Raw genomic sequence first — 24,627 nt, 5'->3', positions numbered from 1 at the left:
GCCCTATAGAATATAGAGCTAAAGCCGCTTAGGTCATTTTTATTATTTCCACTGTCTACTTGACAGGGGGCAGTTCACTCGTTCTTAATTATATTTTTTTAATTTATTTGTTTCTTCTGCTTGTCGCTCTTCTATTCGCTCTTCGATTTTTGTAATAGCATCAGGGTCATTGAGTAACTTCTTTTTGTTTTCATCAACAAGATCTTGAAACGATTGATTAAATACTTTTCTCATCATCATCATACCTTTGTTTTATATTTATAATCTTAAGATAATTCTATTATAACGCAAATTTCATACAGGTGTAAGGATAATTGTTACATTTTTTTGAATACTTCCATTAATTAATCTATTAACTGGTAACTGACCCATATAAAGGAATAGAGAAGTCAGAAGTACTATTAAATTAGGTTAAATAGTGAATAGTATTGTGATAAAATAAATAGATTGAATGGGAGGGGAAGGTTATCAACAGCTGTTTATAAGCAATTATGCACTTTCCACAAGTTTATCCACACTATGCACAAGTAAATATCAATTTATCCACAGAAAAATGTTCACACATCAGATGGCTATAAAATCCTTTCCACAGAGTTTATACACATTATCCACAAACTGTGGATAAAACTGTGGGTGAATAACTCACAGCCCCTTTTAAAAAACTTTCAGTTTGTAAGCGATTACAATTTTAAAAGTAGTTTACAAAGGATAGGATTGTTGTTAGAATATTTGTAATTTAAAAAACAAAACAACTTCATCAACCGTCGCTCCACGCCAAGGAACGTTATATTTTAATTTTTTAATTTTAATTATCAGAAAATTCAATTATCCGAAAAGGGGAGATCAGCTATGACAGTCAAGGATAAACAGGTACTAGAGGATATGCAAAAGAAGATTGAGCGTTTGAGTGTAGAGTTAAAGGAATTTGAGTTAAAGAAACAACAAGCAGATGGTTTTGAAAAATTAGATACCGATCACTTTTTGACTGAAGTTTATAATTAATGGCAGGTAGAGTTGTATAAAAAAGATGTTTAACAAAACAATGTTAAACATCTTTTTTATACGAAACGGTAAACAGTGTTTTCATGGGGGTATAATTATGTTAGATGGATTACGAGTTCTTGATTTTTCACAGTATTTGCCTGGTCCGTATGCTTCCCTTAGGTTAGCGGATCAAGGTGCAGAGGTTATTAAGGTGGAACCATTAACAGGAGATCCAGCTAGATCTTTAGGTGCAAAAAAGCGTGGGAATGGGTTAGTGTTTTTAGCAAATAATCGTAATAAAAAAAGCGTGACAATAAACGTTAAGGAACCGAAAGGACAAGAGATTGCTCTACAATTAATGGAGGAGTCAGATGTTGTCCTTGAAAGCTTTCGTCCAGGTGTCATGGAACGGTTAGGATTAGGTTATGAAAAGGCAAAGCATGCGAACCCTAATATTATTTATTGTTCAATCACTGGGTATGGACAAGAGTCGAGTTTGAGTCACTTTGGAAGCCATGATTTAAATTATGTAGCGATGAGCGGCATTTTATCGCAGTTAAAAGATGACCAAGGGAAGCCGGTACATCCAACCATTACGTTCGCAGATTTGGTCGGTGGAATTGCAGCAAGTGAGTCGATTTTAGCGGCCTTAGTGCAACGAGGGATTAAAGGAACGGGAGCATATATTGATTTATCTTTAACAGATGCGATGGTTTCAATGATGAATACGCACATACACTTTGCAGAAGAGATCAATAAACAGAATGGTGTTCCACAACTGAGTGGAGATATGATATCTTATCACTTATATGAAACAAAAGACGGTCGCTATATGAGCTTAGGAGCACTTGAACCCAAATTTTGGGTTAATTTTTGCCATGCAGTCGGAAAAGAGCATTGGATACCTGCTCATATGTCTCAAGCGAGAGAAGATAACCATGTGTATAATGAGGTAAAACAATTATTCTTATCCCATTCACAAGAAGAGTGGATTTCGTTCTTACATAAAGTGGATTGTTGTTTAGCCCCTGTTTTAGAATGTGGTGAGCTTGTCGGGTCGTCATATATTCAAGAGCGAAATTTAATAGGAGCATCGAGTGCAGGTAATATTGAGGTTGCCACTACTTATGACGAGAGTTTTGCTCGTATGAATGAGGTTGAAGCTCCTCCTGCTCTAAGTCAACATACAGAAGAAGTGTTAGAACAGCTTTTAAAGATGGAAAAAGCAGATATTGCAACACTAAAGGATAAGAAGATCATTTAACACTATGTTTGAAAAAGTTCCCTAGATATTTTTTCAGTTCTTGCCCCTGTTTAATTAGTTCCTTTCATCGCTTGGGTTTTACTGTTAAAATTTAAGAAAAGGAATGAGACGAGGTGGTTAGGGGATGGAGAAAGAAAAGTGTAAGGCCATTTATAAAGGAGTTATGATTGGGAGTCTAGTTGGAACTGCTGTGTTATTTGCAAACCGCTCTTCTCGCACAAAAATTATCAACGGTGTGAAAGAAGTAAAGGATACATCTACAGAGACATTACGGTATTTAAATGATAATTGTGATGAGATCATTAATGAGGTTAAACGAACAGCAACAACGGTGAGTGAGCTTGCACAAGATGCTGGGGAAGACTTCAAGAAAATTAGTGAAAGTGTTAGACATTTAAAGGAAAGTTCAGCTGAAGTCATTGATGCCACACAAGGGTTTGCACGTGAGTTAAAGCAGATCAAGCAGCGTACATCAATTGCAAACAATGATGAAGAGCAAGAGAAATCATAAATTTTTTTTACTTTAATGTTTAAAACGTAGCGAACTGTTCATAATAGGTAGTGAGGAAGTCATCACTTCCTCGCAACCAAGACCTTTTTAGCAATGCCAGTAGTCAGGTTAAACGGTTTGTATTAATTCCCTGAGGTGATAAGAGTGGATAACCATTTCGTTGCATCAGAGGTTGGTATAGAGATTCTCAAGAAATGAGGTGTCTCTGGCAGACAAACATCGTTACGACCGTAGAGGGTAAGTGCTGAGTGTTAAAAGGTCAACGGTTGAAAGAGGTAATCACTTTATAGTGGTTGCCTCTTTTTTAATGGTTAAGGGGACGGAGTGCGCTAGCAAGGATGAAAAGTCGACAATGAAAGCGAAGAAACAGATACTTAGTCAACAACCCACCACTTAACAACTTAGCGGTCTGTTTGAAGTGGGGGCTTGCGTCTGTCAGAGTTTGACAGTACTTCTACCCTCGTAGATAGCAACTACGCTTGTTCCTACCCAGTAGTGCAAACGAGCCATGCTCTCCTACCTTAGAGTGGTGGAGCATAAGGACGATTGACTTCGCCCCTACTACAAGAGACATGCTCTTGTAGTAACCGTTAAAAACGGTTTTTCTTACGCTAAAGATTTTACGGTTACAACGTATTACTGCAACCAACCTCATATCTTTAATTATCAAAGAACCAGTAAGAGTGCCTTTTACGAAGCGGTTTTCTCTTATCCAAATTATATCACGAAAGGAGGGGGCAAGGTGGAATTTTCAGATACTTAATATGGTACAAAATCTTACGATTTTTATTGCACCATACCGTATCTGACGGTAATTCCTCCCCCACTTATCGTTGGGCTACGCCCTTCACACGATTGAAGTGGGAGTATCCTTGCCGTTTTTAGATGAACAAATACACTACTCCTGATGGTGAATTGTCATTTCTTGAGCATCCCCCCGTAGCTGTCGATCATCAATTTTTTTGGGAAGATAAGCCCGTAATTGAACCTCTAGAAGACGTATAACAGATATATCCTAATAGTGGCATTATCTTGGTACAACAACAGGACGTTGTTATTTTAAATATTGTGTTAACTGAAGTCAGGAACGAATATCATTATTCCTGGAACTTTGAAACTGAAAACTGGAGAAAATATATTGGACGTGCTGCAAGTGAAAGAATTCCTTCTGGAGCTAGACACTAAGAAGAGTTTTTACAGCGTCTTGCAGCTAATCAGAACCGCTGGTATCGAAGTTTAGTTCAGATATACATGAGCATCGCAAAAGTTGTGGGTGGGAACAACTCTACCTTGTTGGACAACCTGAGGCAAATGCTTCCCGATAATGAGCATAAGAAAAGCCGAATGGACCAGTCCTTCGGCTTTTTATCTACTATGTTAAAGATTAGATTTGTTTCATATAATATACGTGACGAACATAGTAAATACCTATACAATGGAGGAAATGGTTTAATAGGAGGTTCTATCCATGCAATTTACAATGAAAGAAAACAGTTTTAAAACAGAAGTAGAATTTGGAGAGCTGCAAATTTCTGGTGATGAACAGCACGGCTTCCGTCCTTATCAATTGCTAGTATCTTCAATTGCTGTTTGTAGCGGTGGTGTGTTGCGGAAGGTATTGGAGAAGAAACGAGTTTCTTTTTCTGATATTTCGATAAGTGCGGATGTAACGAGAAATGACCAAGGAGCTAAGGAAGTTCAAAAAATCGCTCTTCATTTTGTGATTACAGGACAGGGACTAACCGAATCTAAAATTGAAAAAGCGTTGGCTGTCACACGAAAGAATTGCTCGATGGTTCAATCGGTAAAAGATAGTATCGAGGTCACTGAGTCATTTGAATTAATTGAAGAGTAAAAGAATCATTCTTTACATATGATTGGTTAACAATATTGATTTTTATTACTTTTCCTTTTTAAGACAGTAAAAGTTAAAGATCGATCGGAAGAAAAGCACAACTATTGGTATCTAGTGCTTTTCTTTTTACGTTTACAGCTCAGGCGCCATCGGATTGAAGTCACTTCGGTCTGCCAAGGGGAAGCAAAGAAGCGCTTCTACTTGACAGCCCTCCAGTGCTGGTCGCCTTACGTATTTCTGTATGTTCTAGAATTTACAGTTGACCTCATACGATTAGTGAAGGAACCGCATGAGTTAAGTCTGTTTTCTTTCATTGTTGAATAATAACCTCTATAATGAGAACAACTATTGTGATAAGGAGACCAACATGAAATCAGATCTAAATCACGATTTTACTGAAGGAAGCATCTCAAAAAAGATGATGCTTTATTCGTGGCCGATTTTTTTCGGTAATTTGTTACAGACCTCTTATCAGTTTATTGATAGCTTGTGGGTTGGTAACTTATTAGGTGCTAATGCACTTGGTGCAATTACAATTTCTGCGACAGTGATCTTTACGATTTTGTCGTTTATTATTGGAATTAATGGAGCAACATTGACTGTTTTATCCCAGTATAAAGGGGCAAAGGATGAGAAAGGCTTAAAGAAATCACTGAATACGTTTGTTTTTGTGCTAGGGTGTATGACGCTAGCCGTTGGTATTCTTGGTTTCTTTTTAAGTGAGAGGATCCTTACGCTAATGGGGACGCCAGCGGATATTTTACCTATGGCTAAAGCGTACTTACAAATTAATTTCATCGGGATTATCTTTTTGTTTGGATATAACTTTATCGGGACAGTGCTAAGAGCTCTTGGGGATAGTAAAACACCGATACGTTTTGTGTTCATAGCTGTACTTTTAAATGCGGTTCTCGATCCGATTTTTATCTCTGTTTTTAACCTTGGTATTGAAGGGGCGGCGATTGCGACCGTATTGTCACAGGGAACGGCATTTGTTTACGGAATTCTCTATTCAATCATAAAGATCAAAGTTCCATTTACGGTGCCGAAGCTTCCTGAGAAAAGGTATTTTATGACGTTACTTAAACTCGGCTTACCCTCTGGATTATCAATGATGGCGATCTCAGCAGGAATTATGGCGATCATGACAGTCGTTACAACCTACGGAGAAGAGGTTGTGGCTGGTTTTGGGGCAGCGCAGCGAATTGACGGCATCATTATGCTACCAGCATTGACGTTAGGATCAGCAGTTACTAGTATGGCTGGTCAAAATATTGGAGCCAAGCAATGGGAGAGAGTTAGTGAGATTGCCAAAAATGCGATGTTGTTAATTATGGTCGTTTCACTAACGATAAGTACGGCCGTGTTCTTTAGTGCTGAGCATTTGATACGGTTATTTATTAGTAATGAAGAAACGGTTGCTTTCGGTACACTATATTTAAAAGTGATTGCTTTCTTTTATCCGTTTTTAGGGATTAATTTTGTATTGAATGGCATCGTTCGCGCCTCGGGAGCGATGTTCCAGGTTTTAGTACTAAACATCATTTCATTTTGGGTGTTACGCTATCCGTTAACCTATATCTGTGCCAACTGGTTTGGTGAAATAGGGATCGCGATCGGAATGGGGTTAAGTTTTGTCGTAAGTAGCGCTGTTGCAACAGCGTACTACTTCTTTGGAAATTGGCGGAAAATTGAGGTCATCAAGGAAGAAAAGAAACAAGAAGGCGAATAAGCAAAGATACCGCAACAACTCTATGCGGTACCTTTGCTTTTTATTTTAATTAGTAATGCAGTTACGGGTGTATTCTAAGAGTAGTCCCTAATTGCTAACGCTTTTTCTTTATTTCAATGTTGCTGATTGACTCACCATTTGTAATATTATACAACCTGCTTTTTGGCTCATAGACCGTTTGTGATGGCCAGAGTCCATGATGTCCTGAAAAGATATAACTCGTTAGACAAGCCACAAAAAAATACTCAATTCCTTTGCCACCAAACATCTCAACACCTAAAAGGAAGGCGGCAATCGGGGCGTTAGCACCACCACAAAACGTAGCAACCATACCGATAGCTGCGAGAAAAGACATCGGGAAATCAACGAAATTGTATAAGGTATTCCCTAATGTGGCCCCCATAAAAAATAAAGGTATGGCTTCTCCACCGACAAAGCCAAACCCAAGTGTAATAGCTGTAAATACTAACTTTGCTAAAAAGGCAAAAGGGGGGACCTCTTCTTTAAATGCTTCTTCAAGCATGTCTAGTCCACGTCCGTTATAGTCTTGTGCCCCAATGATCAGCGTTAGTAGGACAATGATAATACCTCCGATAAGGGCTCTTAATATGTGGTTTTTATTTAAGTATTTTTCAGACAATTTTTGTATTCCATGCCTTAGTTGGCAATATAAAATGCTTAACAGACTGAAAATAATGGCTAAAAAAATAACCTTTAAGAAAGTAACGGCAGAAGCTGTCGGTACATTTTGGATAATAAACGTTTCATGTTTGACTCCCCAAACGGATTCTGTTATGTAATGACCGACAAAGCTAGCGATAAGACAAGGAACAAATGCTTCATACTTCATTTTTCCTAAAGCCGTCATTTCCATTCCAAAGATGGCACCTGTGATTGGTGTACCAAAGGCTGCGCCAAAACCAGCACTGATTCCACTCATTAGTAAAATCTTTGTATCCAGTATGTTTATCTTGAAATATTGGTTAACGGTTTGAGCGACACTACCTCCCATTTGGATTGCTGCTCCTTCTCTTCCTGTTGAGCCTCCAAATAGGACAGTAATAAAGGTACCTAAGTAAACGATTGGTCCCATTCTACGTAGTACTTTGGCTTTTCCGTGGACCCCTTCGATAACGAGATTATTCCCTTTAGCAGAATCATTAAGTGTGTTATGAGCGTAGTTTTTTCCAAAATTCATATAAATGTAGCCTATAATAATCCCGCCTAGAGGGAGGAGGTAGATCAGCCAGAAGTTATGTTCACGTATCTTTCCAAGAAAATCATTTGTGTTTAAAAGTAAAGCTGTTGTTGATCCAATGATAACCCCTATAATTCCGCCCCATAATAACCACTTTATAAAAGTTGAAATAAATGTTTGATATTTGACCTTAGTGTTCATTCTATTTTCCCTCATTTCAAATGTTCTGGGAACTTTTGTGTATGTCTTTTATCTTTAACTTCTGTGAATATGTTTTGATCCTCGTTAGATTGAAACATTTGAGTTTGTGAAGGGGAGTTAGGTATGTTCGATTGAATGATAGACATTAACATTTGGATGTCCTCTTTTGTTGCGTATTGTTTCTCGGGTTTTAACACAAAGCCTAATTGACCGTTAGATTCAATTGTAGCCCACTGTACATCACTAATTCTTTCTATGCTTTGCTGTCTCATACGTACTTCAAGCATATCAATAGTTAACCTTAATTTTTTTAAGTTCCTTTCATTGAGCTGACCATTTTCAATTACAGTGAGTGACTTGCCATAAAAAAAGTTTTCAAGCTTGTCTGACTTTAATACGATATACTCAATAAAAAGCAGTGTGAGTACAAGTAAGAAAGTAATTATAAGCGTAATCCAAATATTTCGGTCACCGACTGGTTGAATAATCAATGAACCAACGGCTACCATCATTACGGTTTGGGCAACAGTAAGTTGTGAAATTGATTTTCTGCCAGCTAACCTTAAAATTAGGACTCCGCCTATGACAATGACAATTGCCTTCCATATAAAATGTAAGTTCAAAGCTATTCCTCCTTGCTATACTCGTATATAATTTTTTGTAGGAGTTACAAAAATATGCAGGGAGAAATGGTGTTTAATGAAAATGTATGTTCAAGTTTTATTAATGATTGTTGACGAGCATAAAAGGTACTCATGGATAGCACCCTTTACATAGAGATGTTTAAAACAAAAGTGAGGTCATGAAAAACGATGGTACTTAGAAGAGTGTTAAGTTATGTCATTGGATTGTTTATTTTATCGTTTGGAATTACATTAACGATTGTCGCTGGTCTCGGCGTTGGGGCTTGGGATGCCTTAAATGTCGGCTTATCTGAAACGGTAGGTCTCACCGTTGGGAACTGGGTGATTATCGTTGGGGTGATCTTAATTATTCTAAATGCGATCCTCTTAAAAAGTCGTCCTGAAGTGGCAGCTTTAATCACAGTGGTATTATTAGGTTATTTTATTGATTTTTGGTTACTTGTCGTGTTTCCAGGTGTTTCTTTTCAGACATTTATTGTCCAACTCTTGATTCTGTTCATCGGAGCCGTCCTGATGGCGATTGGGATTGCTACGTATTTGCAAGCTGGATTTGCTGCGATTCCGATTGATCGGTTGATGTTTGTTATCCAACATTTAACAAAATTTAAATTAATGACGTCAAAAACCATTGCCGAGGTTCTTGCATTAGCGTGTGCTTTTTTAGTAGGTGGGCCAATCGGTATTGGGACAGTCGTTGTTACCTTTTTAATTGGGCCTTTAATTCAATTGGTGTTTCCAACCATTGAGAAGATCATCAAGGGTCAGCAATCGGCCGCATAAGAAAGCTGTCCTCCAAGTAACTGCACACCTCGTCTAGGTCGGTTTGGGGACTTTAAGGACAGCTTATAAAAAATATTATTGTTTACCTTGTTCCTTTGCACGTGCATTGGTTGCTTGCACTGCTGAATGTAAGATCTCTTTGACATTATTATCTTTTAGAACGTTGATGCCAGCAGCTGTAGCCCCACCTGGTGAGGTTACTTGGTCCCTTAATTGGGCTGGATCATTACCCTTTTTCATCATGATTGCAGAACCGAGAATCATCTGTGATACCAATTTTCTTGCTTGATCCTGACTAACTCCATAGCGGCGAGCAGCCTCTTCTAACGCTTCACTAAAATAGTATAGAAAAGCCGGTGCGCTACCTGTAATCGCTGTTAGTTGGTGAACTTGTTCCTCAGTGCATTCCTCGTAAGCGCCTATGGTCGATAAAATCGTTTGTAACGTCGAGCGCTGACTTGAAGTTACATGACGACCGAGCGTGTAAATTGACATAGACTCACCGACGTCAGCAGCTGTATTTGGCATCACCCAAGCCACAGCTGTTCTCTCTGGTAAGTGCTGTTCTAACAAATCAATCCCGATCCCTGCTGCAACCGTAATCACAAGTTGGTCAGAGATCACATCATGTAAGTCCGTTAATACTTCTTTATGTGCGTGGGGAGGAATGGCTAAAACGATAACATCTACTTTTGCGACAACATCTTTCCAATTTTCTGTCGTTGAAATGCCATACGTCTCACGCATGAAAGCTAGACGCTCGTGATTACTTTGATTGGAAATGGTGATCTCTGCGAAGTTGTGTGGATCTTTAATTAATTGTGAAAAGATCGCTTCTCCCATACGGCCAGCACCTATAAATAAAAGACGTTGTTTCTTCATTTTGCACCCCTTTGATTACATGTGATAGCTCAACCGTAACAAAAATAATTTGTGCTTGAAAGTAAAAGGTGAGGATAATTTCATCCATCTCCGAAAAAACTATGCTTAATCGTGATCTTTAAATATGTAAGGAGGTTAGAAAATGAAGAAGGTAACACTCTTTTTTTTAATGATTATGTTACTAGCAATGCCGCTACATAGTTTAGCGAAAGAAGAGGAGAAAAACAAAGATGGTGGGCTAGAAATCCCAGATTCGGTACTTGACATTACGAAGGAAAACACGTATCCAAACCCAACCCAAGATTTACCTTATCTGCAGCCGAGTGAACTGACGACATCGTTGTTAGAAACAACTGACGTAACGATTGAAAACCCGGATTTAATAAAGATGTTAAATGAGTCATCAATGAATGATTCAAAATTAGCGGTTGGTTTTAGAGCATCGATTTATTTAGGAGAATGGCCTTTATCGTATAGTTCTTCAGAAACGAATGTTAATTGGGAATATAAAAAGATCAACACAAATTATCTAGATAACCGCGGTGGACAAGCTCCGAAGAAAATGAGCTATAATCAAGAGAAACAGCAAAAAGTAACCGGTGGCTTAACAGCTAATATTCCAAATAAAGATCAAGTGAAAAAAATGATGATGATCAAAGCAGCGGAAAATACAGGGCTGCCATTAGCGTTTGAAACAATCATTGGTCAAGGAACGAAAAAAGGACAAGTCTATAACGTCTCACCCAAAAATGTCGGCTATTTATACGGTTATGTCCCAGCCGCAAATGAAAAAGGAAAAGTGACGTATGGTGAGGTATATCTAACCTTTAAAGGCAGCAAGGCACAATTGGAAGTAAAAAATGTAACACAACAAGGCATCGGTGCTTGGATTCCTGTTCAAGATCGTCTATCTTTCCAGTTTATCACAGCGAACCAACCGAAATAATGTTGATTACAGTGTAAAAAGAGCTGTCCCTTACCTTGGGACAGCTCACTTTTCTCTTGAGTTAAAGCGTAATCTTTGATTTTCGGGTAGAAAAATCGACGCCCTTATAATAAGCGTTTTTCACTAGGATATTAGGTCCAAGGCATTCGACTTCTGGGCAATGACAGCTTAACTCTTGTGCCACCGAAGATTGTTGCCATTTCTGATACGCATCAATGAGACGTGTATCCTGCACATTTCCTAATGGTGGTGTATCACCGAAGTCTGTAACGATAATATCACCATCAAAAATGTTGATGTTAAGTCGCGAGCGACCATCAGGGTCGTTTCGAACGGTCACATTCTTTTGTTTATACAATCGTTTTAGTAGGTCTAGATCCTTTTGGTTGTCACTACAAGCATAAAACGGTAACGTGCCAAATAACATCCAGATATCATCGTTCTTCGCATCGAGCAGTCGATAGATCCCTTCTCTGATTTCTGCTAGTGTTGCGACTTCTAAGTCACTTGCAAAATCACTAGGATACATCGGGTGAACTTCATGGCGTTGGCATCCCATCTCGACAATTTGTTCATGAATGCGTTCAAGGTGAGGGAGAGTCCGCTTATTAATCATTGTTTCAGCTGAAACGATGACCCCAGCACTTGTTAATGCCTTTGCATTGTCAATCATTCGATTGAAATAGTTGGCCCGCTGTTTGTAGGTTGGCTTTTTTTTCATATTAGCAAAGCCAATATCGACAAAATCATCGACACTCCCATAGTTATGAGAAATGTGGAGAACATCAAGATATGGTGTGATCTTTTCATAGCGTTCTAAATCAAGCGTTAAGTTTGAATTGATTTGCGTACGTGCACCGCGTTCGTGAGCATATTTTAATAATGGAACGACATAGTTATCCACTGACTTGATTGACATCATTGGTTCACCGCCAGTAATACTAAATGCACGTAAGTTTGGGATTTCTTCAAGTCTGTTAATGAATAATTCAAGTGGAAGTGGGTCAGGATCTTTCGGTTGTAATGTATATCCGACTGCACAGTGTTCACAACGCATATTGCAAAGGGTTGTCGTAGTAAATTCAACATTCGATAGTTCTGGCTTCCCAAATTCTTTAATATCGAGATACGCTTCCCAAGGGTCATGGGAAGGGGTAATTTGTAACTGCTTTTGATCAATCACTCAAAATAACTCCTTTTAGCTCATAATGAAGATATGATACCTGCATAAAAGTGTCTGTTCAAAAAGGAAAAACCACCCCTTTTGAACAGAGGCTAATAGTAATCATAACGTAAAAGTAACGATAGCAAAAGGGATTGGTTTCTACCATTTTACATACAACCAAATCGCGTTAGCTTGAGCAGATATGAAAATTTTGTTAAAGTGACAAGGAGTAAGGAAAGGAGCGATCCAAGTGGGCGGAGCTATCCATGATAAAAAATCACAGATGGACTATTTAAATAAACGTATTACAATGCTAGTTGAGGTGCTTGATTCGATTGATCCAGAGGAAGCTGGAATAGAGGAAATCGATCGTATTATTCAAATGCTTGATGATCTAGAGTTTAAGTGCAAACAATTCCGTAATGAGTGGTCAACACAAGGAGAGGACTAACGATGAAACTATATGTCATTCGACATGGGGAGTCGACCGCAAACCGTCTAGGAAAGATTCAGGGCGGTCAGGACTACCCACTATCTCCATTAGGTAAAAAGCAAGCAGACCTCCTCGGGCAATATTTTCAAGATATTCAGCTTGACTATATTTACAGCAGTGATTTAACGAGAGCGAATGAGACGGCTAGCGCTATCGGTAGCTATCAACATACTTCAGTACAAAAGTGGGAGACGATTCGTGAAGTGGGTCTCGGACCGTTTGAAGGCAAGTCTCGTGAAGAGATTGAGCTTGCTTATCCAGAAGTTAGGGAGCGTTCGATGCTAACGTCAGGAGTCGAAGGCACAGAAACGATTGAGCAATTAACAAATCGTTGTCAGTACCTATATGATCAGTTGCAACGTGCACATAAAAATGACGATGTCGCGTTAGTCTCTCATGGTGGTTTTATAAGTATTTTCTTAATGTATGTCATGCTCGGTGAAGAGTGGCATCAGTATCATCGTCCATTTATGATTGAGAATACTGGCATAACGTTAATTGAATGGAAAGAAGGACGCAAACCATTAATTCACTATATTAATCGTAACCCACATTTACAAGCCACTGAGGGAATTTCAAAATCGAGCTAATGCTTAGAAGACGGTGACCGGTTGGTTATCGTCTTTTTGTGTAGTGGTAAAGGGGCGGAGTGCGCTAGCAAGAGGGAAATTCGATGAAGAGGGCTTACTCGCACCGCCTTAGATTGAAGTATGAGGGTTATTCCCAGGAGAGAGGCAGTGGTTAAGCAATCCAATGGGGGCGCTTTCAATTAAACCTTTCGAAATGTTTTGACAGAGCGTATAATAGTATTGTATTGAAGAAGTAGTAAACTGCAAATTAAAGGGAGTGGAGTAAGTGGAAAAATTAAAAGAAAGTTTTTATCAGCTTATTGTTGAGACATCTACTAATCTTCCAAACGATGTTCGTCGCGCGGTAGCTGAGGCGAAAGCAAAAGAAAATGCAGGAACACGCGCTGCATTATCGTTATCAACAATTACAGAAAACATTTCAATGGCGGATGAAAATGTATCACCCATTTGTCAAGATACAGGAATGCCGACATTTGAAATTAAAGTGCCTGTCGGTGTAAACCAAATTGAATTGAAGAAAGCGATCAAAGAAGCGCTCGTTCAAGCGACAAAGGATGGTAAATTGCGTCCAAACTCGGTACATTCTCTTACAGGTGAAAACAGTGGGGACAACCTTGGGGAAGGGACACCTGTGATTCACTTTGAACAGTGGGAAAAAGATGAAATCGATGCGCGTTTAATTTTAAAAGGCGGCGGCTGTGAAAATAAAAATATTCAATATAGCTTACCGGCTGAGCTTGAAGGATTAGGACGAGCTGGGCGTGATCTAGATGGAATTCGCAAATGTATTATGCATTCGGTCTACCAAGCACAAGGCCAAGGCTGTAGTGCTGGTTTTATCGGCGTTGGAATTGGTGGCGATCGCACAACGAGTTATACACTAGCGAAGGAGCAATTATTCCGTAGTGTTGATGATATCAACCAAATTGAAGATTTACGCAAGCTTGAAGATTATGTGCTTGAAAACGCAAACAAGCTTGGAATTGGAACAATGGGATTTGGCGGAGAAGCGACATTATTAGGCTGTAAAGTCGGTGTAATGAATCGTCTGCCAGCAAGCTTCTTTGTTTCAGTCGCATACAACTGTTGGGCATTCCGTCGTCTTGGTATTGTTATTGACCCAGAAACAGGTGATATTAAAGACTGGTTATATAAAGACGGCGAGCGTATTGATGTCAATAAAGCAGCAGAAGAAGTTGCGGCATCAGAAGAAGGAGCGAATGAAGTACGAGAGGTGACGCTTGAGGCACCAATCACTGAAGAACAAATTCGCGACTTGCGTGTTGGTGATGTGGTAACGATTAATGGTATTATGCATACGGGTCGAGATGCGATCCACCATCATCTGATGGACCATGATGCGCCAATTGATTTAGATGGTCAAATCATCTATCACTGTGGACCTGTTATGTTAAAGGATGAAAACGAAGAGTGGCATGTCAAAGCAGCAGGGCCAACAACTAGTATTCGTGAGGAGCCTTATCAAGGTGATATCATGAAGAAATTTGGTATCCGTGCGGTTATCGGTAAAGGTGGCATGGGACCAAAAACGTTAAAAGCACTAGAAGAGCATGGCGGTGTATACTTAAATGCGATCGGTGGGGCAGCCCAATACTATGCTGACTGTATTAAAAAGGTTGAGGGCGTTGATTTAATGGAATTTGGTATTCCTGAAGCGATGTGGCATCTTCGCGTCGAAGGCTTTACCGCCGTCGTAACGATGGATTCCCATGGAAATAGTTTACATGCAGATGTTGATAAATCATCATTAGAAAAATTAGAGCAATTTAAAGAGCCAGTATTTAAATAAAAACAACGTAGGAAGAGTTAGGGGATAAAAGTCTCCTAGCTCTTTTTGTTGTCTCTATACTTGGTGATTTTTTGTTGGATAAATTTATTTTGTAAAGAAACAATAACAAAAAAGATATCTTGTAAGGAGGGTTATTCCTTGAAGAAACTGATTTTATCACTAACTTTTATTTTTGTTGTAGCTGCTGCATTACCTTTTGCGATTCTTGGGGCAAATGCTTCTTATGATAATACGGAGCACCATTGGAGCTTTAAACGTCAAAAGGATAATAAACCCGCTACGACAGAACCAGAGTACATTGAGCTTTTAGATAAATATGGTGGCTATTATATTGGTGATACGAGTAAGAAAGAGCTTTATTTAACGTTTGATAATGGTTATGAAAATGGCTATACAAAAAAAGTGTTAGATACTTTAAAGGAAAAAGATGTACCAGCGGCGTTTTTTGTAACAGGACACTTTCTACAAACCGAGCAGGACCTTATTCACCGGATGGTCGATGAAGGTCACATTGTTGGTAATCATTCTTACCATCATCCGAGTTTGCCAAAAGTTAGTGATGATCGCGTCAAAAGGGAGCTAGAGAACTTAAAAAAAGAGTTCACGGAAATTACGGGGGAGAAAGGTATGAACTACCTAAGACCGCCGCGAGGAACATTCAGTGAACGATCATTAGCACTCACCCAAGAGCTAGGCTATACGAATGTTTTTTGGTCCTTAGCCTATAAGGATTGGGAAATTGATAAACAAAAGGGCGCACAATATGCGTATGATCGAATTATGGAACGAATTCATCCAGGAGCGATATTACTACTCCATTCCGTTTCACAGGATAATGCAGAGGCATTAGCGAAGGTGATTGATGATTGCCGTGAGCAAGGCTATACATTTAAAAGTCTTGATGATTTAGTTTTTGAGAGACAACTGAAGAAATTATAAAAGTGCGTGTTCTCTGTTCAAAAAGGAAAAACCATCCCCATTTGAACAGAAAAAAGCTGTCCTAACTAAGATGTTAGGACAGCTAATTTATCTCATTTAGTTTGCAAGGCTCTCTTGACCAATTGCAGAAGCAATGGTTTCTAATGTACTCACATCGGTTACGTCAAAAGCAATTGGTTGTTTGCTTCGTACAACCATGACTCCGATTTGTTGCTCACTTGAATCTGCAATTGGAAACTTTAATTGACCATTGCATTCCCAACCAAGATCATCTTCAAAATCTGATGCTGCAACTAATTCGTCACTCTCGTTTTCATAGATGTAGATTCCTGCCCAATCTATGTATGGTACTTGATCGACAAGGCTTTCGACCGTTTTTTCAAAAATAGATTGAGCACTTTTTTTCTTATAAACATGAGCCATAATTTGTAGTGATGCTACATCTGTTGGTATAGACATATTATCTCTCCCTTAACTAATTTACTTTTATCATTTTAACAAAGATTATGCTCGTTGCGGTCTAGTAAGTTTAGGAAGAAATTCTGATTCCTAGAAAGCGGATACGCGATTTCCGTTTTTATGGAAACTGAATATGGTGGAGCTAGGAGGGAATCATCCCTTGATAATCATGATATAATGGGAAGAATGAGTTAGAATTTTAAATGGTACGGAGTTGACAGAAATGAGTCAGTCGAAACAAATGCAGCAACATGGTAAGAAGAGGCAAAACAAAAGCCAAGTATTTATGAAAAAAGGTCAACAGTTTCCTTTAACGATAAAGCGCCTTGGCATTAATGGTGAGGGAGTTGGCTATTTTAAAAAGCAAGTCGTGTTTGTCCCAGGGGCACTACCAAATGAAGAGGTTGTAGCAGAAGTGACAAAGGTACATCCAAAGTTTGCTGAGGCTAAAGTAAAGAAAATCCGAAAGAAATCGCCTGAACGAGTCGCCCCACCTTGTCCGGTTTATGATCAATGTGGTGGGTGCCAGCTACAGCATTTAAGTTATGCGGCACAGTTAAGGGAAAAACGGGATATTGTCCGGCAGGCATTTGAGCGACATGCTGATATTCCAATGCGCCAATTAAAGATTAAAGAGACTATTGGTATGGAAGATCCTTGGCACTATCGAAACAAAAGTCAGTTACAAGTTGGCAGACAAAAGGAAAAGGTGATTGCTGGGTTATATGGTCTAAATTCGCACCACCTTATCGATATTTCGGAATGCTATGTCCAGCATCCAGCTACAAATAAAGTGACGCAAGTGGTCAAATCAATTTTAGAGGATTTAAATATCTCTATTTATAATGAAAGAAAGCGTCACGGAATCATTCGTACCATTGTGACGAGAGTTGGTTTTGAAACAGGTGACATTCAGCTCGTACTGATTACAGCTGAAAGTAAGATACCAAAAAAGGAGCTGCTAATCGAGGAAATCACCCGACGTTTGCCGGAAGTAACGTCGATTTTACAAAATATTAATGGCAAGAAAACGTCGTTGATCTTTGGGGAGGAGACGCTTCATCTGCATGGTGAAGAAGTGATTCAAGAAACGTTAGGTGATGTATCGTTTGAATTATCGGCAAGAGCGTTTTTCCAACTAAACCCGAAGCAGACAGTAAAGCTCTATGATGAGGTCAAAAAAGCTGCTAAATTAACCGGCACTGAAAGGTTAGTGGATGCCTACTGCGGAGTGGGTACGATTGGGCTTTGGTTAGCTCCACATGTCTCGGAAATTCGTGGCATGGATGTGATTTTAGAATCGATTGATGATGCCAATGTGAATGCTGCGAAACATGGCTTCAACAATGCTGAATATGTAGAGGGCAAAGCTGAGTACTGGTTACCAAGATGGGTGAAAGAAGGATGGAAACCTGATGTGATTGTCGTAGATCCGCCCCGCACAGGCTGTGATCAGCAGTTTCTACAAACTGTGATTAAGGTGAAGCCAAAACGAATGGTTTATGTGTCTTGTAACCCCTCGACATTAGCAAAGGATGTGAAGCAGCTGACTAAAGCTGGTTTTGTTGTCGAGTCTTTGCAGCCTGTTGATATGTTCCCGCATACGGCTCAGGTTGAAGTCGTTGCATCGTTGAAATACCAGCCGTAAGCCATCCATATGGTTCATAGTCGTAAAACAAAGGGATGTCCTAAAAGCTGTTCATTGCTTTAAGGCATCCCTTGTTTTTGCCCTACAACGGTTTTTTTATTTTACGCTCTCGTAATATGAAACGGCATACCGGCTATCCCATTTTTTTCGCCATTTATTGCGACGTTCGATACGGTTCCCTTTGTATAAGTGTTTGTATTTTCTCCAGTGAACTTTCCATTGATCCCTTCTGTTGGCGCGCATAGCACACTCTCCTTTTGTCAAAAATCTCTTACTGATTAGTTTCGCAACTCGCTTTGTCGAACCCTTTGACAGAGTTTGTCTTTATGTGAGAATGATCGTCTAATCATGAAGAGATGCGGAAGAAAAGTGTTTTTTATACACTATGATTGGCGAAAGTAAATAATTAGAAAATTATATTGGATGTAACCAGCTACTATAGCCTATTCAAAAGAGGCAATCGCTTCGTAAGTAGTTCGGCTCTGAGGTAGAAAATATAAAATAGCGATTATTTAAGCAAACGAATTAGCATATAAATTCGTTTGCTTCTTTTTGTTTATTTCTGTTAACGAAGTATTATGTTGAATAAGGAGTAAAGCGGCGAAGGTTCTCTATTGCCGATACTTGGAATGAGATTAAAGTATGTATTCTTGTTAAGATTAGTAATAGTATTGTTAACAAAAAATCAGAAAGGAAATTTATAATGTTCAAAAAAGTTCTTATTCCCTTAATTATATTTGTTTTTATAGTGGGGCTTTATAGCTTTTATCCTTATTTACCTCATGAAAAAGTAAAAAGTAGTGTTTTATCTCAATATTTAACCAGTCAATATGAGATTAGTAATAATTTGAATAATGCACTGGAACTTTACCATGATGGGAATGAAGATGAATTTATTATATGGTTAGCAAAAGCTAAAGAGCAGACAGTAGTTGGTTACACTCTTACAGCAAACGCAAATGCGATAAATTATAACAATAAAGTTGTAAATACGTATAGTCTTTTTTATTTTCAAAGTGAAGCAAATTACCACATTTCAAGTGCTTTTAACAATGCCGTTGAAGGGAAACTAACCGAAGAAGATATTACTAATCTTGAATTGTTTGCATCAAGAATGAACAACTTTGTAGATCACATTGACCACAATGAAATTATTAACGGTAATACAACGAGACAAATAGTCAATAAAATTGAGAATATCATTGAAAAAACTTCTTAAAAGTATAGTGGTATTTTCTTTTCTCTTATTCAAGTAACGGATGCATTCTTTAATAAAGGATCGCTATTTTTTTACCAAAATAAAGGAAATAAATGTTAACATTGAAATATATCTATCGGTTGATCAACAAACGAACAGCCTTATTATAGTAACTGTCGGTTTGGCAGTACCAACCGTTATTGAAGTAACGTTTTTACGAAATGTTTTAAAGCAGGTTGAATCGGATTTAGGTAAAGGTGAAAATGAAGTCCTATGGTATAAAGAACTTTCTGGCTTTAGAACGAAAACAGGGGATTATATATGGGATCAATATAAAGAATGGGAAAGAAAAGTAAATAACGATATTTCACTAACGGGTGCAAGATTTGAAGATCTCAAGTGAACCGTAGCTCTTTTTGTTATTAAACAAACGAAGCAGGATTCATCCCATAAGAAATTACAATGCATCTTAATTATAAAAGATTATTTATGATGAGAAAGAGGGAATTTAAAAGGTGAAAAACTTTATTGGCACATTTTTGGCTTGTATTGTTGTTACTTATATTTTTTCATTTTTCTTTCTTGCTCTTATTGTAGAGAATATTTGGGCTTTTATTATTCTTATTTCATTCGTATTAGCAGTGTTTATTACAGTATTTATAAAGCAAGAATCCAGAATTGAAGAATTAGAAAAGAAGATGGAAGAGTTATCAAGTGATAAGCAGGATTAAGAAATGTCTGATATTGTGAATTATTGTACTTAAAGTAACGAGAGCATTTGTTGAAAAATAAGTCATTAAATAATAAAAACGCAAAGGGTGTGGTACCGACCCCGAAAGTTAGAGTGAAAAAATCTAACTTTTGGGGGAACCACCTGTTGAAACCTCAGCGTTTTTTTGTGCGATTTTATTGTCTAAAAGTATTCGATTTGCCTTGATATTTACCTTTTGAAATCGTTTTTCCTACTTCTCAATCGAACTACTTAATGGTTTCGCAGGCTACTTGCTTCTAGGGTAAAGCCACTCCTAGTGGCTTAAGATCTATAGTGGCTTCTAGTGAAACTAATCAGTTATTGTTGTTTTAATAACTGGACAATTTTCACTTTTAGCTTCACCGACTCGGGGTGATGGTCATCCTTTACTAAGTGATTTAACCAATCAATTCCTTTTCGTTCATAGTTATTTCGTGCACGTCTATAAAGTACGGTGAAGACCTTCTTAAACCAATCTTCATCCGTAGCTTTGTTGAGTTTTTTCATTTCAATTAGGATATGTTGGATTGAAGCAAACTTTTCTAGGTCAATGTTCTTTGCAATGGACTGTAGTAATGGTTCGAGATAGTTTATTTGGTCGTAATCAAGGTAAAAGTCAATGATCTCTGTCAGTAGTTTTGGGTGGTCAGTGAGTTTTTCATGGATATATGGTAAATAATCGTCATAGCGATGGAATGTCAAATAATGAAAGGCTTTCTGCGGATTGGATTCAGCGAGAGCTTTTTTTAGCGTTTGTAAAAGCAGGGAACGATTACTCTTATTTTCATTTTGTTGCATCATTAATAGGCGAGATGGCCAAAGGTTACTAATATCTTGGAGATGCTCATCAGTTAAGAGTTTAACGAGGTGTTCGTTCTTCATTTTGGCATTTTCACTAGAGTTTGAAGCATCTTTTATATCGTCTTGCGTGAGAGGGCGGGCTTTTCTTTGTGCTTGGATTTGTTCATAGCGAGAAAGAACGTCTGTCACTTGTTTTGTGTAATGATCTTTAATAAAAAACGAGCGTTTAAATGTTCCGTCCTTACCAATGACTGCAAAGATTTCTGGCTGATCCTTTGCGAATAATAACACACTGCAGTCTTGACCGTCGTTTTCTTGATATTGAATCACATACGATTTTGAATTAGCGTTGTGTAGAGTAACGGTTTTCCCTAAGTAACAAGGTGTTAATTGTTTCATGGCGAATTCACCTGACCTTTGCATTATTATTAATGTTTAACTGTTCCGTATAAATAAATAGATGATAAGACCAATGACAGGGAAGAATAGCGTACCAAATAAAACGATTAACGCAAACTCTTTGCTGTTGCCTTTTTGGATGGCATCACGATAAGCCCATATGCTAGTAAAAATATTTAGTAAAAATAAGCCGGCAGCGAATAAGATGAAAAATAAAAAGATAAAAGCGATATCAAACATAAAGCATTCCCCTAAATATTCATTGAAATTAATATATTCATTATCTTTATCTTAACATAGCGACCATGGCTTGTCGCGATATTCGTGGAAACAGCAAAAAAACCTCCGCATGGGAGGCTTTTTTTGCTTACTCGTCATCTTCAATGATTGGGTATACACCATTTTCATCATGTGTTTCGCGACCAGTAAGAGGTGGGTTAAACACACAAATCATGCGCATATCTGTTTTTGCACGAAGAAGGTGCTCATCATGCTTATCGAGTGCATAGACTGTATCTTTTGAAATAGGGTGAACAACGTTATCTGCTAATGTTTCAACTTCACCTTCACCTTCGATGCAGTATACAGCTTCAAGGTGGTTTTGGTACCAGATGTGTGTTTCAGTTCCTGCTTTGATAATTGTATCGTTTAGAGAATAACCCATGCCATCCTTTTTAAATAATAGGCGTCGGCTTTCCCAGTTATCTGCTTTTACGTGATTTTCTGTATCAATGATGTCTGCTAGCTTTACTACTTTCATTACGAATTCCTCCGATTTGTTTAGATTTAACTCACATGTTACTGATTGATTCATATCATAAAGTATACGCCTACACCATTGTATAGGCGTATAGATCAATCTAAAATTAAGATGTTACAAGTTCTTTGTCTTTTACTAAGGTCTTAATGCTTTCCTCAATAATCGCTAAGCCTTTCTCTAAAGATTCGTCATCAATGGTTAGAGGAGGGAAGAGTTTAAATACTTCGTCGTTCGCGCCTGCTGTTTCCATAATTAAACCGCGCTTGAACGATTCCTCAGCAACCTTTTCTGATAAGCCTTCAACTTCACTAGCAATCCCTTGCATGAGTCCGCGACCACGAATTTCACCTTTAATTTCAGGGTATTTCTTTACTAGGTTTTCTAGGAACGTTGTAACCTTTTCAGCTTTTGCTTTGATGCTCTTCTCAAATGAGTCATCTTTCCAGTAGTTGAGAGACTCTGTAGCTGCTACGAAAGCAAGGTTGTTTCCACGGAATGTACCGTTATGCTCACCAGGAGCAAACATATCATATTTAGGCTTAATCAACGTTAATGCTAGTGGTAGACCATATCCACCAATTGATTTTGATAAACATACAATATCTGGTTCAATTCCAGCTGGTTCAAAGCTGAAGAATGTGCCCGTACGCCCAACACCTGCTTGCACATCATCAATAATTAGCAAGATGCCAAAACGTTTACAAATGCTTTCAACTTTCTTAATCCACTCGAACCTTGCTGCATTGATGCCGCCTTCACCTTGGACTGTCTCGAGAATGATTGCTGCTGGTGTATCAACACCACTTCCGTTATTTTCTAAAAAGCGCTCGAGATACTCCACTGTGTCGAGGTTATCACTTCCAAAGTCATCATAAGGCATAGTTGAGACATTGGTTAGCGGGATACCTGCTCCTTTTCGTTTGAATGAGTTACCGGTAACAGACAATGCACCGATTGTCATTCCATGGAACCCATTTGTGAAGCTGATGACATTTGTACGTCCAGTTACTTTTCTTGCTAGTTTTAATGCACTTTCAACTGTGTTTGTACCTGTTGGTCCAGGGAACATCACTTTATAATCAAAACCACGAGGTTTTAAAATCACTTCATTGAATTGTTCTAAGAAGTCTCCTTTGGCTTCTGAAGCCATATCAAGGCTGTGGGTAATTCCATCATTTGTAATATAGTCAACAAGTTTTTGTTTCATGTTTGGGTCATTGTGTCCATAGTTTAACGCACCAGCACCTGCGAAAAAGTCAAGATACTCTTTTCCGTCTTTATCCCACATTTTATGTCCTTGTGCCTTAGTAAATACAGTTGGGAAACTGCGAACATAACTACGTACCTCTGATTCTAATTGTTCAAAAACATTCAAACTATTCTGATTCATTATATTAATATCCTCCTTTAATTATCTAGCCGTTCTATTTAGTAACAAATCGAGCATTGAATTACTTATTAAAAGGTCCAATTCGAAATGTGTCTTCAGCTTCATGACCTTCACCAGGGAATAACTCTTCTGCGAAGCATTCTTTTACTTCACACTCCGTATTATGGTCACGAGCTAAGCGGCGGAACAACGATTGAGATGCGACGTTTGATGGGGTAACAGTTGCTTCTAAATAACGAACATCCTTACAAGCTTCGCGTGCAACTAGTTCGTTAAGGATCTTAGATGCTAAGCCTTTACCTCGTTGAGAAGCATCAACTCCGATTTGCCACACAAACACGACATCCGGACGTTCAGGAGGTATAAACGCAGTAACGAACCCAACTAACTTGCCATTCTCTTTAGCTACAACACATGTTTCAGCGAAAAACTCACACATCATAATGTATTTGTAGGCTGAATTTTGATCTAGAGTAGAATTATTAACTAGCTCCCACATAGCAGAGCCGTCTTCTAGTGATGGCTTTTCAAATGTTAATTGGTCAACAGTTTTTGGAGTGATTGTTGCTATATCACTATTCATTGATTATCACCTACAGATTGCTTTGATATCTTTTGGATGACAGTATCCTCCTTTAAAACCAAATTATTGATTTCGCTCTGTACACCATTTATGATAGACGGTCACCAGAAAATGGTCAAACCAGCTTTGAAACGATAAATAGCCGTTAATTGTTATCAATCGTGATCGCATGGGGTTAAGAACGTTGAGAATGTAAAATACTTCTGAATAATAGAGAATACAAACAATTTGAAAATATTCACCAATTGAAAGCGTTATGCCGAATTCCCGATAAAGCCTAACAGATCAAGGGGTTTGAGGGGATGAGCAAGAGGGAGAAAAAAAGAGATAAAAAGAGTAAAGAGTTTAGAAAACTTTTAGACAAAAGTCAACACATTTTTCCAAAACATGTATAAAAAAGGTCAGTTTATACAAAAAAGTAAGAGGAATGAACCTTTAGATGATCTGATGGAATAAAAAAAAGAGATGAAGACCGGGAGTGGTTTTCATCTCTTTTCTTTGTCTAGCTCAGGCGCCATCGGCTCGAGGTCACTTCGGACTGTCAAGAGAAGCAAAGAAGCGCTTTTGCTTGCCAGCCCTGCAGTGCTGGTCGCCGATGAGCGGGCGCCTTGCGCATTTCAGAATTGTCTAGCTCAGGCGCCATC

The 24,627-nt window shown here is 38.4% G+C and carries 27 protein-coding genes; 16 read left to right on the top strand and 11 right to left on the bottom strand.

What is annotated here, in order from left to right:
• Positions 1-84: 84 nt before the first annotated feature.
• Complete coding sequence (locus KH400_RS20045) at positions 85-237, bottom strand: FbpB family small basic protein (protein WP_438821132.1); 153 nt, start codon at positions 235-237, stop codon at positions 85-87.
• A gap of 612 nt (positions 238-849) precedes the next feature.
• Here KH400_RS20045 and KH400_RS20040 point away from each other — a divergent pair.
• From KH400_RS20040 to KH400_RS20015, 6 genes are all read left to right on the top strand, one after another.
• A complete protein-coding gene (locus KH400_RS20040; RefSeq protein WP_217227693.1) occupies positions 850-1,002 on the top strand; it encodes a hypothetical protein in 153 nt (50 codons plus the stop codon).
• 97 nt (positions 1,003-1,099) lie between these two features.
• On the top strand, positions 1,100-2,248 hold the full coding sequence (locus tag KH400_RS20035) for a CaiB/BaiF CoA transferase family protein (protein ID WP_217227692.1): 1,149 nt from the start codon (positions 1,100-1,102) through the stop codon (positions 2,246-2,248).
• Positions 2,249-2,372: 124 nt separating this feature from the next.
• Positions 2,373-2,759, top strand: a complete 387-nt coding sequence (locus KH400_RS20030; protein ID WP_217227690.1) for a hypothetical protein — start codon at positions 2,373-2,375, stop codon at positions 2,757-2,759.
• Between the two features lie 1,008 nt (positions 2,760-3,767).
• Entirely contained in the window at positions 3,768-3,944 is a 177-nt protein-coding gene (locus KH400_RS27465) for a VLRF1 family aeRF1-type release factor (RefSeq protein ID WP_369009388.1), read from the top strand.
• A 283-nt stretch (positions 3,945-4,227) separates the two neighbouring features.
• Positions 4,228-4,614 carry an OsmC family protein gene (locus tag KH400_RS20020; protein ID WP_217227686.1) on the top strand — a complete coding sequence of 129 codons (387 nt, stop codon included), beginning with the start codon at positions 4,228-4,230 and terminating at the stop codon, positions 4,612-4,614.
• Positions 4,615-4,981: 367 nt separating this feature from the next.
• Positions 4,982-6,346, top strand: a complete 1,365-nt coding sequence (locus KH400_RS20015; RefSeq protein WP_217227684.1) for an MATE family efflux transporter — start codon at positions 4,982-4,984, stop codon at positions 6,344-6,346.
• A gap of 94 nt (positions 6,347-6,440) precedes the next feature.
• Here the strand turns inward: KH400_RS20015 and KH400_RS20010 are convergent, their stop codons facing one another.
• On the bottom strand, positions 6,441-7,745 hold the full coding sequence (locus tag KH400_RS20010; protein WP_217227682.1) for a chloride channel protein: 1,305 nt from the start codon (positions 7,743-7,745) through the stop codon (positions 6,441-6,443).
• A gap of 11 nt (positions 7,746-7,756) precedes the next feature.
• Positions 7,757-8,368 (bottom strand): DUF421 domain-containing protein, encoded by a 612-nt coding sequence (locus KH400_RS20005; protein ID WP_217227681.1) that lies wholly within the window; start codon positions 8,366-8,368, stop codon positions 7,757-7,759.
• 189 nt (positions 8,369-8,557) lie between these two features.
• Here KH400_RS20005 and KH400_RS20000 point away from each other — a divergent pair, with 189 nt between their 5' ends.
• Positions 8,558-9,169, top strand: a complete 612-nt coding sequence (locus KH400_RS20000) for a YczE/YyaS/YitT family protein (protein WP_217227679.1) — start codon at positions 8,558-8,560, stop codon at positions 9,167-9,169.
• A gap of 75 nt (positions 9,170-9,244) precedes the next feature.
• Here KH400_RS20000 and proC read toward each other — a convergent pair whose 3' ends face one another.
• Positions 9,245-10,051: a pyrroline-5-carboxylate reductase gene (gene proC / locus KH400_RS19995; protein ID WP_217227677.1), complete on the bottom strand. Its 807-nt coding sequence runs from the start codon at positions 10,049-10,051 to the stop codon at positions 9,245-9,247.
• Between the two features lie 142 nt (positions 10,052-10,193).
• Here proC and KH400_RS19990 point away from each other — a divergent pair, with 142 nt between their 5' ends.
• Complete coding sequence (locus tag KH400_RS19990; RefSeq protein WP_217227675.1) at positions 10,194-10,997, top strand: YfkD famly protein; 804 nt, start codon at positions 10,194-10,196, stop codon at positions 10,995-10,997.
• Positions 10,998-11,058: 61 nt separating this feature from the next.
• Here KH400_RS19990 and yfkAB read toward each other — a convergent pair whose 3' ends face one another.
• A complete protein-coding gene (gene yfkAB, locus KH400_RS19985) occupies positions 11,059-12,180 on the bottom strand; it encodes a radical SAM/CxCxxxxC motif protein YfkAB (protein ID WP_438821131.1) in 1,122 nt (373 codons plus the stop codon).
• Positions 12,181-12,412: 232 nt separating this feature from the next.
• On the opposite strand from yfkAB, the gene KH400_RS19980 reads away from it, so the two are divergent.
• The 4 genes from KH400_RS19980 to pdaA all read left to right on the top strand — a co-directional run bounded on the left by KH400_RS19980 (position 12,413) and on the right by pdaA (position 15,994).
• Positions 12,413-12,613 carry an SE1561 family protein gene (locus KH400_RS19980; RefSeq protein WP_217227673.1) on the top strand — a complete coding sequence of 67 codons (201 nt, stop codon included), beginning with the start codon at positions 12,413-12,415 and terminating at the stop codon, positions 12,611-12,613.
• Between the two features lie 2 nt (positions 12,614-12,615).
• Positions 12,616-13,245 (top strand): histidine phosphatase family protein, encoded by a 630-nt coding sequence (locus tag KH400_RS19975; protein ID WP_217227671.1) that lies wholly within the window; start codon positions 12,616-12,618, stop codon positions 13,243-13,245.
• A gap of 265 nt (positions 13,246-13,510) precedes the next feature.
• On the top strand, positions 13,511-15,055 hold the full coding sequence (locus tag KH400_RS19970) for a fumarate hydratase (protein ID WP_217227669.1): 1,545 nt from the start codon (positions 13,511-13,513) through the stop codon (positions 15,053-15,055).
• 138 nt (positions 15,056-15,193) lie between these two features.
• Complete coding sequence (gene pdaA, locus KH400_RS19965; protein WP_217227667.1) at positions 15,194-15,994, top strand: delta-lactam-biosynthetic de-N-acetylase; 801 nt, start codon at positions 15,194-15,196, stop codon at positions 15,992-15,994.
• A gap of 96 nt (positions 15,995-16,090) precedes the next feature.
• Here the strand turns inward: pdaA and KH400_RS19960 are convergent, their stop codons facing one another.
• Positions 16,091-16,453: a GAF domain-containing protein gene (locus tag KH400_RS19960; RefSeq protein ID WP_217227665.1), complete on the bottom strand. Its 363-nt coding sequence runs from the start codon at positions 16,451-16,453 to the stop codon at positions 16,091-16,093.
• A 286-nt stretch (positions 16,454-16,739) separates the two neighbouring features.
• Here KH400_RS19960 and rlmD point away from each other — a divergent pair, with 286 nt between their 5' ends.
• The 4 genes from rlmD to KH400_RS19940 all read left to right on the top strand — a co-directional run bounded on the left by rlmD (position 16,740) and on the right by KH400_RS19940 (position 20,030).
• Complete coding sequence (gene rlmD / locus KH400_RS19955; RefSeq protein ID WP_438821133.1) at positions 16,740-18,101, top strand: 23S rRNA (uracil(1939)-C(5))-methyltransferase RlmD; 1,362 nt, start codon at positions 16,740-16,742, stop codon at positions 18,099-18,101.
• A gap of 703 nt (positions 18,102-18,804) precedes the next feature.
• The gene (locus tag KH400_RS19950; protein WP_217227664.1) at positions 18,805-19,320 is read left to right on the top strand and encodes a hypothetical protein; all 516 of its coding nucleotides are present in this window, start codon (positions 18,805-18,807) and stop codon (positions 19,318-19,320) included.
• A gap of 40 nt (positions 19,321-19,360) precedes the next feature.
• Positions 19,361-19,702, top strand: a complete 342-nt coding sequence (locus KH400_RS19945; protein WP_217227663.1) for a hypothetical protein — start codon at positions 19,361-19,363, stop codon at positions 19,700-19,702.
• A gap of 112 nt (positions 19,703-19,814) precedes the next feature.
• Positions 19,815-20,030 (top strand): hypothetical protein, encoded by a 216-nt coding sequence (locus tag KH400_RS19940; RefSeq protein WP_217227662.1) that lies wholly within the window; start codon positions 19,815-19,817, stop codon positions 20,028-20,030.
• A 338-nt stretch (positions 20,031-20,368) separates the two neighbouring features.
• Here KH400_RS19940 and KH400_RS19935 read toward each other — a convergent pair whose 3' ends face one another.
• From KH400_RS19935 to ectA, 5 genes are all read right to left on the bottom strand, one after another.
• Positions 20,369-21,250, bottom strand: a complete 882-nt coding sequence (locus KH400_RS19935) for a hypothetical protein (protein ID WP_217227661.1) — start codon at positions 21,248-21,250, stop codon at positions 20,369-20,371.
• A 36-nt stretch (positions 21,251-21,286) separates the two neighbouring features.
• The gene (locus KH400_RS19930; RefSeq protein WP_217227660.1) at positions 21,287-21,490 is read right to left on the bottom strand and encodes a PLDc N-terminal domain-containing protein; all 204 of its coding nucleotides are present in this window, start codon (positions 21,488-21,490) and stop codon (positions 21,287-21,289) included.
• 127 nt (positions 21,491-21,617) lie between these two features.
• A complete protein-coding gene (locus KH400_RS19925; RefSeq protein WP_217227659.1) occupies positions 21,618-22,010 on the bottom strand; it encodes an ectoine synthase in 393 nt (130 codons plus the stop codon).
• A gap of 106 nt (positions 22,011-22,116) precedes the next feature.
• A complete protein-coding gene (gene ectB / locus KH400_RS19920; protein ID WP_217227658.1) occupies positions 22,117-23,400 on the bottom strand; it encodes a diaminobutyrate--2-oxoglutarate transaminase in 1,284 nt (427 codons plus the stop codon).
• A 61-nt stretch (positions 23,401-23,461) separates the two neighbouring features.
• Entirely contained in the window at positions 23,462-23,983 is a 522-nt protein-coding gene (ectA, locus tag KH400_RS19915; RefSeq protein WP_217227657.1) for a diaminobutyrate acetyltransferase, read from the bottom strand.
• Between the last annotated feature and the right edge of the window lie 644 nt (positions 23,984-24,627).

The sequence above is a fragment of the Desertibacillus haloalkaliphilus genome, from assembly GCF_019039105.1.
GTDB classification, from domain to species: Bacteria; Bacillota; Bacilli; order Bacillales; family KJ1-10-99; genus Desertibacillus; species Desertibacillus haloalkaliphilus.
The sequence above is the reverse complement of the archived record's forward strand: the minus strand, read 5'-3'. Positions and strand labels throughout refer to the sequence as shown.

Coding starts and splice junctions, on each gene's coding strand:
- KH400_RS20045 (WP_438821132.1), bottom strand. CDS start 237: ATGATGAGAAAAGTATTTAATCAATCGTTTCAAGATCTTGTTGATGAA.
- KH400_RS20040 (WP_217227693.1), top strand. CDS start 850: ATGACAGTCAAGGATAAACAGGTACTAGAGGATATGCAAAAGAAGATT.
- KH400_RS20035 (WP_217227692.1), top strand. CDS start 1,100: ATGTTAGATGGATTACGAGTTCTTGATTTTTCACAGTATTTGCCTGGT.
- KH400_RS20030 (WP_217227690.1), top strand. CDS start 2,373: ATGGAGAAAGAAAAGTGTAAGGCCATTTATAAAGGAGTTATGATTGGG.
- KH400_RS20020 (WP_217227686.1), top strand. CDS start 4,228: ATGCAATTTACAATGAAAGAAAACAGTTTTAAAACAGAAGTAGAATTT.
- KH400_RS20015 (WP_217227684.1), top strand. CDS start 4,982: ATGAAATCAGATCTAAATCACGATTTTACTGAAGGAAGCATCTCAAAA.
- KH400_RS20010 (WP_217227682.1), bottom strand. CDS start 7,745: ATGAACACTAAGGTCAAATATCAAACATTTATTTCAACTTTTATAAAG.
- KH400_RS20000 (WP_217227679.1), top strand. CDS start 8,558: ATGGTACTTAGAAGAGTGTTAAGTTATGTCATTGGATTGTTTATTTTA.
- proC (WP_217227677.1), bottom strand. CDS start 10,051: ATGAAGAAACAACGTCTTTTATTTATAGGTGCTGGCCGTATGGGAGAA.
- KH400_RS19990 (WP_217227675.1), top strand. CDS start 10,194: ATGAAGAAGGTAACACTCTTTTTTTTAATGATTATGTTACTAGCAATG.
- KH400_RS19975 (WP_217227671.1), top strand. CDS start 12,616: ATGAAACTATATGTCATTCGACATGGGGAGTCGACCGCAAACCGTCTA.
- KH400_RS19960 (WP_217227665.1), bottom strand. CDS start 16,453: ATGTCTATACCAACAGATGTAGCATCACTACAAATTATGGCTCATGTT.
- rlmD (WP_438821133.1), top strand. CDS start 16,740: ATGAAAAAAGGTCAACAGTTTCCTTTAACGATAAAGCGCCTTGGCATT.
- KH400_RS19950 (WP_217227664.1), top strand. CDS start 18,805: ATGTTCAAAAAAGTTCTTATTCCCTTAATTATATTTGTTTTTATAGTG.
- KH400_RS19945 (WP_217227663.1), top strand. CDS start 19,361: ATGCATTCTTTAATAAAGGATCGCTATTTTTTTACCAAAATAAAGGAA.
- KH400_RS19935 (WP_217227661.1), bottom strand. CDS start 21,250: ATGAAACAATTAACACCTTGTTACTTAGGGAAAACCGTTACTCTACAC.
- KH400_RS19930 (WP_217227660.1), bottom strand. CDS start 21,490: ATGTTTGATATCGCTTTTATCTTTTTATTTTTCATCTTATTCGCTGCC.
- KH400_RS19925 (WP_217227659.1), bottom strand. CDS start 22,010: ATGAAAGTAGTAAAGCTAGCAGACATCATTGATACAGAAAATCACGTA.
- ectB (WP_217227658.1), bottom strand. CDS start 23,400: ATGAATCAGAATAGTTTGAATGTTTTTGAACAATTAGAATCAGAGGTA.
- ectA (WP_217227657.1), bottom strand. CDS start 23,983: ATGAATAGTGATATAGCAACAATCACTCCAAAAACTGTTGACCAATTA.